This is a genomic window from Paenibacillus xylaniclasticus (assembly GCF_004001065.1).
Classification (GTDB): domain Bacteria; phylum Bacillota; class Bacilli; order Paenibacillales; family Paenibacillaceae; genus Paenibacillus_T; species Paenibacillus_T xylaniclasticus.
The window spans coordinates 25,608-40,036 of record NZ_BIML01000035.1 but is presented as its reverse complement, the minus strand read 5'-3'; the positions used below and the strand labels follow the sequence as shown (position 1 = coordinate 40,036).

At 43.3% G+C, this 14,429-nt stretch carries 12 protein-coding genes, 2 pseudogenes and 1 riboswitch; of the genes and pseudogenes, 8 read left to right on the top strand and 6 right to left on the bottom strand.

The genetic code is table 11. The features are described from left to right. Positions 1-1,664 (top strand): S-layer homology domain-containing protein (locus PXY01_RS20025; protein WP_174721855.1); only part of this gene is annotated, 1,664 nt, incomplete at its 5' end. 137 nt (positions 1,665-1,801) lie between these two features. Here PXY01_RS20025 and PXY01_RS20020 read toward each other — a convergent pair. Further along, positions 1,802-2,275, bottom strand: a complete 474-nt coding sequence (locus PXY01_RS20020) for a GNAT family N-acetyltransferase (RefSeq protein ID WP_246028023.1) — start codon at positions 2,273-2,275, stop codon at positions 1,802-1,804. A gap of 47 nt (positions 2,276-2,322) precedes the next feature. Next, positions 2,323-2,402, bottom strand: a riboswitch (ZMP/ZTP riboswitch). Between the two features lie 144 nt (positions 2,403-2,546). Between PXY01_RS20020 and PXY01_RS20015 the strand changes: the two genes are divergently transcribed. After that, on the top strand, positions 2,547-2,738 hold the full coding sequence (locus tag PXY01_RS20015) for a hypothetical protein (RefSeq protein WP_127572569.1): 192 nt from the start codon (positions 2,547-2,549) through the stop codon (positions 2,736-2,738). A 244-nt stretch (positions 2,739-2,982) separates the two neighbouring features. On the opposite strand, the gene PXY01_RS20010 is transcribed toward PXY01_RS20015, so the two are convergent. Further along, on the bottom strand, positions 2,983-3,891 hold the full coding sequence (locus tag PXY01_RS20010) for an AraC family transcriptional regulator (protein ID WP_127572567.1): 909 nt from the start codon (positions 3,889-3,891) through the stop codon (positions 2,983-2,985). 177 nt (positions 3,892-4,068) lie between these two features. Here PXY01_RS20010 and PXY01_RS20005 point away from each other — a divergent pair, with 177 nt between their 5' ends. Beyond that, positions 4,069-4,806, top strand: a complete 738-nt coding sequence (locus PXY01_RS20005; RefSeq protein WP_127572565.1) for an SDR family oxidoreductase — start codon at positions 4,069-4,071, stop codon at positions 4,804-4,806. A gap of 453 nt (positions 4,807-5,259) precedes the next feature. Here PXY01_RS20005 and PXY01_RS20000 read toward each other — a convergent pair whose 3' ends face one another. Beyond that, entirely contained in the window at positions 5,260-5,715 is a 456-nt protein-coding gene (locus tag PXY01_RS20000) for a GNAT family N-acetyltransferase (RefSeq protein WP_127572563.1), read from the bottom strand. A 637-nt stretch (positions 5,716-6,352) separates the two neighbouring features. On the opposite strand from PXY01_RS20000, the gene PXY01_RS19995 reads away from it, so the two are divergent. Further along, the gene (locus tag PXY01_RS19995) at positions 6,353-6,715 is read left to right on the top strand and encodes a YrdB family protein (protein WP_127572561.1); all 363 of its coding nucleotides are present in this window, start codon (positions 6,353-6,355) and stop codon (positions 6,713-6,715) included. Positions 6,716-6,826: 111 nt separating this feature from the next. Here PXY01_RS19995 and PXY01_RS19990 read toward each other — a convergent pair whose 3' ends face one another. The 3 genes and pseudogenes from PXY01_RS19990 to PXY01_RS19980 all read right to left on the bottom strand — a co-directional run bounded on the left by PXY01_RS19990 (position 6,827) and on the right by PXY01_RS19980 (position 8,707). After that, positions 6,827-7,420 carry an ABC-2 transporter permease gene (locus PXY01_RS19990; protein WP_246028025.1) on the bottom strand — a complete coding sequence of 198 codons (594 nt, stop codon included), beginning with the start codon at positions 7,418-7,420 and terminating at the stop codon, positions 6,827-6,829. Between the two features lie 62 nt (positions 7,421-7,482). Then, a pseudogene (locus PXY01_RS19985) lies at positions 7,483-8,330 on the bottom strand (ABC transporter ATP-binding protein). Beyond that, on the bottom strand, positions 8,327-8,707 hold the full coding sequence (locus tag PXY01_RS19980; protein ID WP_127572557.1) for a GntR family transcriptional regulator: 381 nt from the start codon (positions 8,705-8,707) through the stop codon (positions 8,327-8,329). The pseudogene PXY01_RS19985 and the gene PXY01_RS19980 overlap by 4 nt, the downstream one beginning before the upstream one ends. Positions 8,708-9,272: 565 nt before the next feature. Here PXY01_RS19980 and PXY01_RS19975 point away from each other — a divergent pair. From PXY01_RS19975 to PXY01_RS19960, 4 genes and pseudogenes are all read left to right on the top strand, one after another. Continuing rightward, entirely contained in the window at positions 9,273-9,503 is a 231-nt protein-coding gene (locus PXY01_RS19975; protein ID WP_127572555.1) for a hypothetical protein, read from the top strand. 412 nt (positions 9,504-9,915) lie between these two features. Further along, a complete protein-coding gene (locus PXY01_RS19970) occupies positions 9,916-11,682 on the top strand; it encodes a sensor domain-containing diguanylate cyclase (RefSeq protein ID WP_127572553.1) in 1,767 nt (588 codons plus the stop codon). 206 nt (positions 11,683-11,888) lie between these two features. After that, a pseudogene (locus PXY01_RS19965) lies at positions 11,889-12,041 on the top strand (DUF2992 family protein); the annotation flags it as partial. 518 nt (positions 12,042-12,559) lie between these two features. Then, positions 12,560-14,398: a methyl-accepting chemotaxis protein gene (locus PXY01_RS19960; protein ID WP_127572551.1), complete on the top strand. Its 1,839-nt coding sequence runs from the start codon at positions 12,560-12,562 to the stop codon at positions 14,396-14,398. Positions 14,399-14,429 lie beyond the last annotated feature (31 nt).

Here is a 14,429-nt window from a genome sequence, read left to right as displayed (position 1 = left end):
CTCCTGCAAAAGCACAAATCGTCAGTGCGCTTGCGGCCTCGACAATCCCAGCGGTTGGAGTGGACAATGCAGTTACGTTGACGGTAAAGGATGCGTTAGGAAACACGGATACGACGTTTAGCGGAGCGCATAATGTGACGATTTCCGGCTATGCTCAAGCAACGGATAACTCCTATGGCAGCGTTAATGGGACGGACCTAACGGCAGGCCCAAATACGATCAGCGTCAACTTTACAAGTGGTGTAGCCACCTTAAATTTGAGGTTGAACAAGGCGGCGGCGCAAACGATCGTTTTCAGCGTAGCGGATGTGACCGCACCAGATGCGAATACGATAAGTATCACGCCAACAGCGGGAATTGCAGCTTCGATGTCGTTGACGACGGACATTACAGGACCCGCCATCAATGGAGGAGTGTTCGCTCAGCAGCCCGTCATCGTGCTCCGTGATGTGTATGGAAATACGAGCACGGGCGACAGCAGTACGGAGGTAACCGTATCGAAGAAGGATACAGGCAATTGGACGCTGACCGGAACAGTGAAGGCAACCGCGAGAGCAGGTATCGTAACCTTTACCGACCTTGGCGCAACGAATACAGCCGGGGTGACGGGGGCGCAGCTTGCATTCGATGCGGGCAATCTAACACAGGTGACAAGCCAGAAGGTGACACTCCCCTGGCCTGGGGTAACAGCTCCGGTTGCAAAGTCTGAAGCAGGAGACGGCTCCGTGCGGTTGACTTGGAGTGAAGTTCCAGGGTCTGTTACTTATGCCGTTTACCAAGGGACGACTTCCGGGACGTATGGGGATGCGATTGTCACTGTAACCGGAACCCAATATGACATCGGTGGGTTAACGAATGGGACGACTTATTATTTTATTGTTAAAGCGATGAATCCATCTGAAGTCAGCGCAGCATCCAATGAGGTGAGTGCGACGCCGCGGGCTGTACCGGTACAATCGACACCTTCTATACCTGAGTATACGCCGGTTGCACCAGAGCCTACGGTGACGGTTGATATTTTTAATCGAAGCATTGTGAATGAAGCCGACTTAATACAGACGCTCACATCCAAAGCAGAAGAAGCCAAGGAAGAAGCCGCCGCAATTGATTTTGCTGACACGCAAGGCCATTGGGCAGAGCAGACAATTGATATTATGGTCCGATTGAAGCTCATCAATGGCTACCCAGATGGCACGTTTAGACCAAACAATTCGATCACTCGTGCGGAGTTCGCATCGATGCTGAATCGTGCGTTTCAAATCCAAGGCGGCAGCACGAGTAAGGTATTGAAGGACATTGACGGTTCTTGGGCTAAAGACGATATTGAGAATCTTGTAGCGGCAGGGGTCATCACCGGCTACCCGGACGATACGTTCAGACCGAATCAGACGGTTACACGTGAAGAGATGGTCGTCATGCTGTCGCGTATCGTGAACTTGAGCAACTTGGAGAAGGATACGGCGAAAGGTCATTTCCATGATTTGAGTCGTGCTTATGCAGCTAAGGAGATCGAAGCAGAAGCGCAGGCAGGGATCGTTAGCGGCAAAGGGGAAGGTAAATTCGAACCAAAGAGCAACGCTACACGTGCGGAAGCGCTGCAGATTATCTTGAATGTGCTGAAGCTGAAACCAGAGTTGAAGACATTATTAGAATCACTTGGCTAGCATCTGCGAAGGACGCCTGATGAGGGGCGTCCTTTATTTTGCTCTATAGAGGTTATGCTGGCTGCCGATAATTACGAACTGTAGGAATCGAAGCTTAGACTTAAGCAAGCGGTCCTATTATAAATTTGATAAATCGTTCACTTTAACGACCTCATAAAAGTGACCCGTGAATAGTCGGTTTGAAAGAAGTCTTTCTCGAAGTTAGTCATCTCAAAGCCGATATTACGATAGAAGGTTAGAGTGTCTTCATTTCCAACATGGCCTAGTGTATAAAGAATTACTTGATCTTCTCCCATCCCAAGTAATTTATCGCATATAGTATTAATTAAAGTCTTTCCTAATCCCTGTCTTTGATAATTTTTTGAAACGCAAACTCCGACTATTTCATATAGACCAACTTCATCGTTATAAATATAGCCAGCATGACCGACAATTTGTCCATTGTCAGTTAATGCCACAATGTAACAACTATGCTTAACATCTTGATTTAATAGAAAATCATCCCATCTATTAGGATATTGTTCTATAATGAATTTAGGGAATTGGAGGGGGTGATCAGCCATAATATACTCCACTTTATATTGGTCATCCTTCGTCAATAAGCGAATCAAACGATCATCTCCCCTAAAATAATAAAAGTATCTGGTCGTGAGACCAAATACTTTGCCCAGGCGTACGCCTAATAATAATATGTGCTCCCTCGTGGTACTCCACGTTACGCCAGTAACACATACCAATAAATCCTAGTTTCTTTATATCAAAGTTCTCTGAAAGTTACAACCTATGATTAGGAATTTAAGACAACCCGCAAGCCAATCTATTCTTGCCGCAATGCTGCACTTAAGAAAGATCGCAAACTAAATTATGAGAGGAGTGAACTCAGTGTCGATCAATGCAAAAGGAATTTCGATTAGTCGGGAAAATCTACCTGAACTATTGTTCATTGGCCTGCCAGTGAATGTGTCTTTTAAGCATGGGGATTTCAGCAAAATCGGACATGCCAAGGAAGCTTTCATGCGTAGGCGGAATGAGATTTCCAATGTTGTGGACCAAGATCATTTTTATGCACCTTAATATAATTGCGAGGTCATGTTTACCTATTTCTATTGCATGCAGGTTAGTAGTCTTGAGCAAATCCCTGAGGACGGACGAATAATTGTGGATGTTTACGCTCCTATCGAGTCCTGAATACAGCTATACGGTAACAGTTGATTCGACAGGCGGACACGGAATTTCGAATTTATGTACCCATAGCCCACGCACTTTGAATAAAGATGTGTGGGCTGTGGGTATTTTTTGTCTGTGGCGGAGGGCACGACTATTGTAATTTGGTTGAACCAAGAAGCCTTTGAATATCTAGCATTGGGGGTCTCCCATATTTACGAGAGTATTCTCGGCTGAACTGGGAAGGGCTCTCGTAACCGACACGGAATGCTGCATCAGAGGCGTGCAAGGATTCCGTCAGCATTAAACGTCGAGCCTCTTGCAATCGAACAGCCTTCTGATATTGCAACGGGCTCATTGTCGTTACGCGCTTAAAATGTTTATGAAATGCCGATGTGCTCATATTCACGGATTTGGCAAGCTGTTCGATTGAAAGTGATTGATCATATTGCTTCGTGATCAGTTGGATGGCTTGAGCAATTCGATACGCATGGCTGCCGATGATTGCGAACTGATGAATATGTTTACTTTGTTGGCCTTGAAGAACTCGATATAGAATTTCACGGGTGATGAGAGGTGCCAGCACAGGGATATCCTTTGGTGTGTCGAGTAATTGCAAGAGCCGTATGATGGCTTCAAGTAAATCTTGAGACGTTCGGGATACCGTTATCCCAGGAAACGTATGATCGGAAATAAACTCGGTACGATTCATGTCTTTTACAATATCCAGAATGGCGTCGGTATCAAAGCTTAGTTTTATGCCCAAATAGGGAGCCTCAGTCGAAGCCTCGGTGATTCTTCCGTTAATCGGCAGGTCAACAGAAGTAACCAGGTAAGTCGAAGGATCGTAACGATAGGTTTCGTTGGATAGAGTCGCTGTCTTTGCTCCTTGTGCAACGACGCAAATGGATGGCTTATATACAGATTCCAGTGGTTTTGTTAGCTCCGTGGCATGCATTAGCTGCAGATAAGGCACGAGCGTAGGATGTGTACCGCTCGAGGGAGCATGGCGGCGAATAAGAAGAGCCAATTGTTGCAAAGACCGCTGCAGTGTTTCTCCCAAGTCTCAAGGCTCCTTTCCCACATTGGAGTAGTTTGAGGTTAATCATAGCGGCAGGAAGAGAATTAGGCAAGGAATGAATAGGTATGTTGTAACGAGTTGATTCAAGTATGTACTACAATGAATTTACATGGTCGACAGATCATATACGGCCTAAGTGAGGAATAAGGAGAGGTTCAAATGAGCACGAGCGGCAAAGTAGCAATCGTCACGGGCGCATCACGTGGCATTGGAAGACAAGTGGCCATTCAATTGGCACAGACCGGCATTAAGGTGATCGTTAATTACGCCTCCAGTCGGGAGAAAGCAGACGAGCTCGTCAGAATCATTGAGGAGTTAGGCGGCGAAGCGTTAGCAGTTCAAGGCAACGTAAGCAAAGTGAGCGAGGTTGAGGCTTTATTTGAGGCGGCAATCGAGCAATTCGGGCACATAGACATTCTGGTTAATAATGCAGGCATTATGGAATGTGTGGCCATCACGGACGTAACGGAGGAGATGTTCGATCGTCAATTTGATGTTAATGTGAAGGGAACTTACTTTGCTTGCCAACAAGCGATGAAGCATATGCAACAGGGCGGAACGATTATTAACTTCTCGACATCAGTGTCGGGCGCGATGCTGCCGACCTATAGCGTCTATGCGGCTACAAAGGGTGCAGTAGAGCAGTTAACCCGCCAATTAGCAAAGGAATTCGGCACGAGGGATATCACGATTAATTGCATCGCGCCAGGGCAAGTATCGACCGAGTTATTCCTAGAAGGTAAATCGCAGGAGTTGATTGACTCCTACCGTCGAATGAATGCATTCGGACGAATTGGGGAACCGGAGGACATTGCGAATGTGATCGAATTGCTCGTCAGCGGCAAAGCCCATTGGATAACAGGGCAGACGATTCGTGTAAATGGCGGGTTCAATTGATGTGAAAAATTATCCACAAAAAGGAAAAAAAGTTAGTTTAAGTAGATGGACGTTTCCGTCCAGTGGTACACAGAGTGTTTGGGCTTTACGCTGCGTCGGAAGGCAGAAGATTTGGCTGTGGTGGAGCCAAAGGCGGGGCCGCTGTTGGTTTTGGTGCAGGCAGATAAAGATTCTCGCGGGCACTTTACTAAGGATGGACTTCTAGAGTTATCTGTTGGGTTCACCAGTCCCAGAATCCATCAACTACGTCAGTGTTTGATTGAACGAGGTGTAGAAGTCGAAGAAATGTGAGAAGACGATGGGTATTATTATTTTCACTTTTTTGATCCGAGTGAAAACAAACTACAAGCCCATTGGTAATTGAATGTGAAGTTGATAGGATGCAAGGCCGCTGTGAATGTTTTCAACGGCCTTTTTTGGACGCTTGATTGATTTCAGAAGTTAAAGGGCTTATTATCCATTGTATATTTGCATCCAGTTTGCCCCGTCATGAAGAGGCTCGAAGCCGAATTTGGCGTATAGTCCATGGGCATCTTCAGTTACGAGCAGGAAGCGTCGCAGGCCTTGCAGGTCGGGGTGATGGATGATCATCTCTAACATCTTTCTGCTGAGACCTCGGCAACGGTATTGTTCTACGATGAATACGTCGGTCAAATAGGCAAAGGTCGCCAAGTCTGAGACAACACGTGAGAATCCGACCAACTGTTCATTCTTTGCAGAATCGTACGCACCAACCACAACAGCTGAATTGGTCACAGCCCGTTGGAAGGCATCGAAAGTAAGCGACTTTGCCCAGTACATATGGTCATGCAGATAGCGGTAGGCATAGGGTAGGTCAAGCAAGCTCCGATCCAACGACAGCTTAATGCTGCCCATCTCATGCTGTTCTGAATTCAAACCAATCACCATCCTCCGGAATCTCCACTTTGAAGTTTCATTAATTTCTCCTCAATTACTTTCTATTACAATAGTATCAATATCCAAAGTACTCGATACATAACTTGATGAACGTATTCATATCGTTCTTCTTTCATGATGAAAGCTGCTGTTGTTGAATGGTTGTCCAGACGATTGACGGGACAATTCGTAGGGGCGTCAGAAGGAATTGAGGGTAAAGGGAGAATGAACAAGGTGACCAATGAAACCAGTCAGTAAACTCAATATGTTAGTCTCATTCAGATTGAACTGACTCAGTTGTTAGAGGACTTTGCTGTTTGGATAGGATTCAAGGATAGTAAATTTAAGAAAGTCTCTGAACTGACAATGCCAACGGTATCGAAGGCGATACGACAGTCCTTATTGACGAGCATTATTTCGATCTGTAAGCTCTACGAATACCCTGGTAGGAATACTGTTAACGTTTCGCTGCCCGTATTTCCAATCTTATGATGATGAATCCTGTACAGCTTGCGTCTTTGCCACAGGGGATGTACGAATGGGAATTTTGACAGTAAAGGATTAATGGCGAGGAATGTCGAATACATCAATCGAATATATTATCGGTTTATAGATAATATTCAAATATAGGTACTGATACCGGAGGTGAATGGAGACGAGCTTGATTAGTGGTAGTATCCTCGCTGTATTTTTTCTGTTAGAGATAGTCGCTTTGGTGGCCTTCGGATATTATGGTTACCATATCAAGTCAGGGGCAGCCATTAAATTTATATTGGCAATCGCTTTGCCGCTGACCGTTGCCATTCTATGGGGGATGTTTCTTTCCCCGAAGGCTGCAGTACCTGTTTTCTCATCTCCCGTACAAGCGGCATTAAAGCTTGTTGTGTTCGTTCTAGCCTCGGCATCTTTGTATGCAGCTGGGCAGAGAGGGCTCGGGCTTGTTTTGTTAGTCGTATCATTCTTTACTGTGGCAGCTGTCTTTATCTTAAAGTTGTATGAAGTAAAAGCGTGAAGTAGAGGCTGGCTGTATACGCGGAAATCTACAAAGGGAACACAAATGTCATACAGCCAAGGACTTTACCCAAACAACATGGCACAGGGGAGTTTAGGTGTACAACTTAAATCATAAGCTTGTATTAGAATAGATCCGAGTCGATATTCTTAGTGATATGAACCCGACAATAAGAGCTATCAATACAAGTAATAATCCCGTTACTGATTGTGGATAAGAGAGCAGGTCCCCAACTGTGACTCCGTTATTTTGTAGCAGCTTCACAATACTCGGCAATACGAAGGGCGTCAAGAATATCAAAAAGAATAAGATGTATCTGGATTTGTCATAACCAAACCGATATTGAACCGGGATGATCACACCAAAAACGATGGTTATAATAAAGAATGCTTGTCCAATGTCAGATAGGCTAAGCATGCTGATCTTAATGGGACTGAATAGAGCGGTAAGAGTATATATGATGTAGCATCCAACAAAAATGGCAATAATAAAAAGGTACTTCGATCTAACGATAGCATTTCTCATGTAAGGAGTTGCACAAAGATGCGCTGCCCCTCTGTACTTGTCTTCCATCATCGAAACCGTACTGAACAATAAGAAGATGATGTACAGAGAGCTAAGAAAGAAAGGCAGAAACCCTGCTTCAGAGAAAAACGTTATCTTCCTATGGATAAAGACGGGTAACGCAATTGCTGCAATCAGCATGACGAACCAATACCTTTTCGCGAGCAAGAAATCCTTCTTCACAAGATGCAAGATCATCTTGGTCACCTCCCGATGTAGCCCAACATAATATCTTCGATTGTCGGTCTTTCCATGAGTACATTTTTCATTTGTAGACGGACAGATGCCTTATCATCAGTTAATCCGGAAAAGCCATATTGTGTTTCATGCAAAGTTAAGAACATGTTTCTTGTCAGGTTATTCAGTTGCTTTGTGTCCCCTTTAACAAGTCCATGCCTATCCAACAGGACATCTTTCTCTTCATTGAACACAATTCGACCCTTATCAATTAATATCAAAGTGTCAGCAACCTTATCCAAGTCAGAAGTTATATGAGAAGATAAGAAAACGCTTTTCCCATCTTTCACGTAGTCAAGTAAAATGTCCATCAGCTCAAGTCTAACCTGGGGATCAAGCCCACTTGTTGGCTCATCCATAATTAATAGATCTGCATGATGGGAAATAGCCAATGCAATTGCAAACTTCATGCGCATACCTTTGGACAACGTTCCTATTTTTTGATTCAACTGCAACCCAAACCGTTCGATATGATGGTTGAACAGAGCGTTATCCCAATTGGAATAGGCTGGCGCGATAACGCTCTTCATTTCCAGCAATGTTAGCCCATCATAGAAATAACCTTCATCCAATACAATGCCGATCCGGTTTTTGAACTCCCGTTCGTTTCTTTGGATATCCTCTCCAAAAAACTTTATTTCTCCAGCATCTTTCGAAATTAATCCAAGTATCAGCTTGATTGTTGTTGTTTACCAGCGCCGTTAACGCCAATGAATCCATTAATACAGCCTTCGGTTAAAGAGAAGCTAACGTCATCCAATTGGAAATTTCCCAAGTGCTTTTTCAAACCGTTTACTTCCAATATCGGCTTCATTCTTCGTCCTCCTCAAAAAGCAGGTCCATCATAGCATAAAGCTCGCTTTTACTTATGCCAAGCAAGCGGGCAGATTCCCAAGCCTCAATTAATTTAACTTCAACCATGCGCCGTTTGGACTCTAGAAGCAGTTCGAAGTTTTCTTTCGCAACGAATGATCCTTTGCCCGCTTTGGTCGTAATAAATCCTTCCGATTCAAGCTCATCGTATACCCTTCGGGTTGTTAGCACACTAACATGTAAATCACTCGCCAATGCACGAATAGAAGGTAACATTTCTCCTTCCTTTAACTCGCCAAGAATGATGGCATCTTTTATTTGATTTTTGATTTGCTGATAGATTGGTGGATCGGACGTATTGGAAATAATAATTTTCATGTGACCTCCATGAAGCACAACTGTGTATTACATACATACACAGAATATACAGAAAGCACATTATTGTCAATCAATGGTGTTGTAATTTAACAATCAAATCCTGAAAAAAACAAACCCCTCGACAAAGGGAGCTAGGTCTGGTTCACAAATATGGTATACAAAAGCACGCAGCACCGTTTATTCTGGCGGAGATACTACACTGCCATTGCCCTTCGACATCGAAGTGGTAATAGTAGATAATAAAAAACTGCCGCCAAAGTCTCTTAAACTTTGGCGACAGTCTCCATAGCCGTTAGGTGTATATTTCTAATTCGTACCCTTTAAAAACGCAAGTGCTTCTTCATAAGTACTAAAATGACTTTCTGTGGAATGCTCTGCTTGTCTAGCTGTACGACTTAACTGAAGCTTCGATACTGCACCTGAAACTACAACGGCGGCTCTTTAAGAGCGGACCGATAGCATCAAGATCCAAGTCGATAACACGAATAGAGTGGTTTCTTTCAGTGTAATGCCCAAAGTAACGATGGAAGTCGCACAGTTGTTTGTGACGGAGTACACCCACAAGATGAAGTCGATTAACCCCACAGAGTATACATTAGAGGCAGATTGCACAAGTATGCAGGTTCTTACGCCTGATATGGCTGAGAATCTGGAAGAAGTGATGAGAATGTATAAAGCAACTGGATTTAAGAAGATTAATGCCAGTATCAAATCGAACAACACTTTAAAATTACAATTATCACGCCTTTCACGTAGAGCGGGTATTTCGGATATTTTTACAATTGTAGAAGTATAATATCGTATGGCGGTATTATCTAATAACCTCTAGCGTCGCCCAGTCGGGCGATTTTTTTGTTAGGGAGCGAATATCAGGGCCATTCCGCAAGGGGTGGCCTCTACTGCATTGTAAAGAGTGATTTTGTTTGTATACGGATATATTTTTTGCGGTCAAACTGTAGTTTATGCTTAAGTATATGTAGAAGGGGCTTGTTATTAGTTGTTTATAGGTAAAATAAGTTAATAATTGATTAAAAAGAACAATACAGTCCTATATATTTACCTTGCCCGCGAATAAAATCATCATAATTTGAATTCAACCTAATCATGTACTAGCATTAGTTATAATTAAGTACTATTCTAATACTATATGTATACTATGGATAACAATTAAATAAAGTTGTTCAGCAGCTAGATAGAGGGCGAGCTTATTGAGAACGAAATGGCTAATCATACTTGTATTCATCATGGGGTGTGTAGGATTCATTCCTATGCATGCATCGGCCGCCGCCTATCAAGAAAAAGTGAAAGATGGCTGGCTATTTTATCATGAGCAGTTGATTACAGGGGCTTCGGCGTCATCAGGTAATGTGCCGCTTGTACAATTGCCGGTACAGTTCGATGATCTGGATTTCCCTGCCAATACATACGGTACCTTTATCAAAAAAGTGAAGATCCCCGAAAATATGGTCAATCAACAATTAGGATTTAAACTGCCGCATGTTTATAGTGCGGTCGCCATTTTTATCGATGGGAAGAAGCTGAAGGAGATTGGAAAGGTTGGGACGAACGCCAGTGAGCATGAGACTGTTTTAAGGACGGTCATCGTTCCTTTTACTCCGACCTCGTCCACGGTTGAAATTGCCATTCAGGTATCGAGTTATGACCATATACGAGGTGGATTCTCAGCGGCTCCGGCCATTGGGGATTTGGAGACGATTGAGCGTAACTATCAATTGGGGCGGTATCTGACGATATGCGTCTTGACGATTATTTCTCTAGTAGGAATAGCGACGTTAATGATTGGTCTGATGAATCGCCACGAGAAATTGTTTTTAACGTTTGGTTTGTTTGCCATTGGCATCGCGATCCGCGGAGTAGTAACCGTGCCGTATTTGTACAACGATTTGCCCTTGTCTCTTTCATATGAATTGGCTACAAGAATCGAGTATATATCGACATCTGTTTCTTTTGCCCTGTATGCTCTCTTTATTTATTTCTTATATAATAAGTTGTTCTCGAAATGGATTATACATGCCAATCTGATCGTCTTTTTATCCATTGCTGTTCTTGCAACATTTACAGAGCCCAAATTGTTTCAGAAGCTGTTCTTCGGTGTGTTTCCTTTCGCGCTGTTATTCATTCTCTACAACATTTGGATTATGTTCAAGGCGCTAAAATTGAAGCTTGAATTGGCCAAGTCATTATTGCTCGGAATATTGTTCGTTATTATAGGGTATATTGGTGAGTATTTTAGTGCACTCGGTATAATCTATTCTCCGCCCATAGCGAATCCGATGATTATGATCAATGTATTGCTTGTATTATTCTCGCTATGTAGAAACTATGTACAACATGTGGACAAATTAAAGGTTCTCAACAGTAAGCTGGATGAGCTGGTGAAAGAGCGGACCTTGCAGTTGAATCAGGCAAATGAGGAACTGAAAAGGTTAGTGAATCTCGATTCGTTAACAGGTATTTACAACCGACATAAGTTTAATGAGACGATCTCAGAAAATTTCGTAACAGCTGCCCGACATAATGAATGCCTAAGCTTAATTATGCTAGATATTGATGAATATAAAAAATATAACGATTATTATGGTCATGTACACGGGGACGATCTGCTCATTCGTATTGCACAATTAGTTAAGCGGCTGCTTCCCGATGACGTGACATTTGCACGATATGGCGGGGAAGAGTTCGCGGTTATTTTACCGGGTTACAGCCTGCAAGCATCACAGCGAATAGCTGAAGAAATTCGTCGCACCGTTGAAGATGAGAGAATGGAGAACTTAGGTAGAGGTCATGGGATTGTGACGGTGAGTATAGGCTGCGCGGAACGAAAGGCCGATCAGATTCGTGACGAGAAGGAACTCGTGACGGTATCCGACGAGCGGCTATACGTGTCCAAAGCTCTCGGGCGTAATAGAGTAACGGCTGCATCTTCCTCCGTATCCGGGGAACAGTTAAAGTGAGGTTCTATTTAACAACCACTCCATTACGGAGTGGTTGTTGTCTATATACTGATGGAGTTTATCTACACATTCGATCTAATTGATAGAACTATGGTAACAAGATATAATTTTGTCGGAACGAGAAAACATGGTCTGGTTGGCAGTCCAGACGCATGAAGGCTCTATCCTCCCTGGAACCCAAGACATGATGCAAATCGAATAAGGGTGTTTCCTCTTATGCGCAAGAAGCTATTCGGTTGGAGTTAGAAAAGCGGAAGCGGGAGAGAAAGACTCTTACCAAACAACAGCTTGTAGCTAAGTTGGAGCGCAAACGGGAATTAAAAATCCTAAAAGCAAAAGAAAAGCACGGCGGTCGCTAACCCAGCCTACAAAGTTCAGAAAGAGCACCCCAACAGGGTGCTCTTTAAATTTACGTTATAAACCGTGCGGAGCAACGGAGGGTATCCAATGTCGGATGTTTCGCTGCAACGGATCGAATTGGTTTAAATTTTTAAAGCAGTAATAAAATTATTAATGTATAGAAGAATATGGATGACAACTGATACAATATTGAATTATTATATTCTTATAAAAATATTTTTATAATAATATTTTTATAAGAATATTTGAATAAGCAGTATGTATGAAGGATATGTTTACGAAGTTTCGATTGCAAGAGACAACATGGATGGGGGGAAACTACTTCGTCGAATGACTCCGGGATGAATGATAATTTGCAGGTTTTTATCAATCAGCATGACAATCGTGGAACTTGTGGATTAAATGTAAGCTAACTAATAGACCTGAATAGACATCGTCGTTGTATACACCACGTTAGAGGTCGAATTCTTGGTCACCTCACTTACATATCCAACTTCTAAGAGAAAAGGTGAACAACATGTTAAAAAAACGTCGTATTACGATTCGTTTTAGATTGATTGTTTATTCTCTCGCAATTCTTTTAGTACCTTGTGTGAGTTTAGGATACTCAGCTTACCAAAAGGCAGAGGAAGAAATTACAAAACAGATGTTTCAAACTGCCGGGAATGGAGCATCCGCAGTCAACGCGTCTATACAAGACGTTATTGAAAGCACAATATCTTCTTTGGATTACATTGAAGAGGAAACAAGAAATACACCGGATGAAAGTAGTAGATATTGGCTAACCAAACAATATACGGAGTTAAACCCGATGGTTGAAACCGGTTTCTACATCGACAGCTCCCTTAGAATGAATGCTTATCCTGCCACTGATGCTACTCGAAATGCGGACGTTACTAAGCGATCTTGGTACATTGATGCATTAGCATCCAAAGGTAGTACGATAATATCGGAGCCGACGCCCAAGGTTAACACAAAGGGCGAGAGTATCATGACTGCGGCGAAGATGTCCGTAGATGGCTCCTTTACTGTAGGCGCTATTATTAATATCGGCAGTTTATGGGAAGAGTTGTCCAGGGTGAAAATAGGGGAAAATGGGTATGTCTTTGTCCTCGATAAAAATCAAAAGTATTTATTGCACCCTACAATAAGTCCTGGAGAGGAGAATACAAGCTCTTACCTGCCGGAAGTCTACTCCAAAGAAAGTGGTCAAATCTCGTATGCAGTTGACGGGGTTGAAAAAAAGGCGCGTTTTATCACCAATCCAGAAACAGGCTGGAAGATTATTGCTGAGATAGATCCAATGGAAATTAAAGATTCAGCAAGCCAGATTCTATATACCGCCGTGTTCTTAATACTAGGGGTCGCTGTTGTAGGAGCAGTCGTCATTTACTACCTGCTGAAGTCGATATACACGCCTTTGAGAAGAGTGGTAAGCTCGGTCAGTAAAGTGGCAGAAGGTGATCTGCGAGATGAGATTGATGTCATTACCAATGACGAGCTGGGAGATATGACGCTGGCTGTAAATGCGATGACGAATAATTTACGTAATCTAGTACACAACCTGTCTGATGCCTCGCAAAATCTGGCATCCTCCTCAGAGGAAATATCGGCAACTACAGAAGAAGTAGCCAGCAGTAGTGCATCTCAAGCGAGCGCGACACACTCGATGCAGAAATTATTCGAGGAGTTTTCTGAAGCAATAGATGCGGTAGCTGCTGGAGCTGAAGAAGCGGTCTCGATCGCTGCCAATACAGTTAGCGTTGCTAAAGCGGGTGAGAAGCTCGTAGAAGAGACGATTGACGGTATGTCCGTTGTGAATGCTCAAGTATCTCGATTAGAAGAGGATTCTGCTCGAATTGGGGATATTATTGAAGTGATTAGCAATATTGCGGACCAGACGAATCTCCTTTCCCTCAATGCAGCAATTGAAGCGGCAAGAGCGGGGGATCAAGGCAAGGGCTTTGCGGTCGTGGCGTCTGAGGTTCGTAAGCTGGCTGAACGAAGCACTGAAGCAACAAGACAGATTACATCGATTATCAAGCAGATGCAGGATAACATGAGTCTCAGTGTGACATCCGTCTTGGCTGGAACTGAGAAGACTAAAAATATGGGAGTCGGCTTTACGCAAATTATTTCCCTCATTCAACAAACCGAATCCAAAGTATCCGAGATCGCCGCAGCATGCGAAGAACAGGCGGCCCAAACAACTGAAATTACGAAATCCATTTCAAGTATTTCTGAAGCATCATTGAGCTCTGCGTCCGCGGCACAAGAAACTGCAGCGACATCACAAGCCTTGGCTGTATTGGCAGAGGACTTGAATAATTCGATTTCCAGGTTCAAGACGAATTAAATTTGAGTGACTTCTTGCGACGTTGGAAGAG

Bases quoted from the DNA above. Each gene is read 5' to 3' on its own strand.
- PXY01_RS20005 (WP_127572565.1), top strand. From the start codon at position 4,069: ATGAGCACGAGCGGCAAAGTAGCAATCGTCACGGGCGCATCACGTGGC.
- PXY01_RS20000 (WP_127572563.1), bottom strand. From the start codon at position 5,715: ATGGTGATTGGTTTGAATTCAGAACAGCATGAGATGGGCAGCATTAAG.
- PXY01_RS19995 (WP_127572561.1), top strand. From the start codon at position 6,353: ATGGAGACGAGCTTGATTAGTGGTAGTATCCTCGCTGTATTTTTTCTG.
- PXY01_RS19990 (WP_246028025.1), bottom strand. From the start codon at position 7,420: ATGCTGATTGCAGCAATTGCGTTACCCGTCTTTATCCATAGGAAGATA.
- PXY01_RS19980 (WP_127572557.1), bottom strand. From the start codon at position 8,707: ATGAAAATTATTATTTCCAATACGTCCGATCCACCAATCTATCAGCAA.
- PXY01_RS19975 (WP_127572555.1), top strand. From the start codon at position 9,273: ATGAAGTCGATTAACCCCACAGAGTATACATTAGAGGCAGATTGCACA.
- PXY01_RS19960 (WP_127572551.1), top strand. From the start codon at position 12,560: ATGTTAAAAAAACGTCGTATTACGATTCGTTTTAGATTGATTGTTTAT.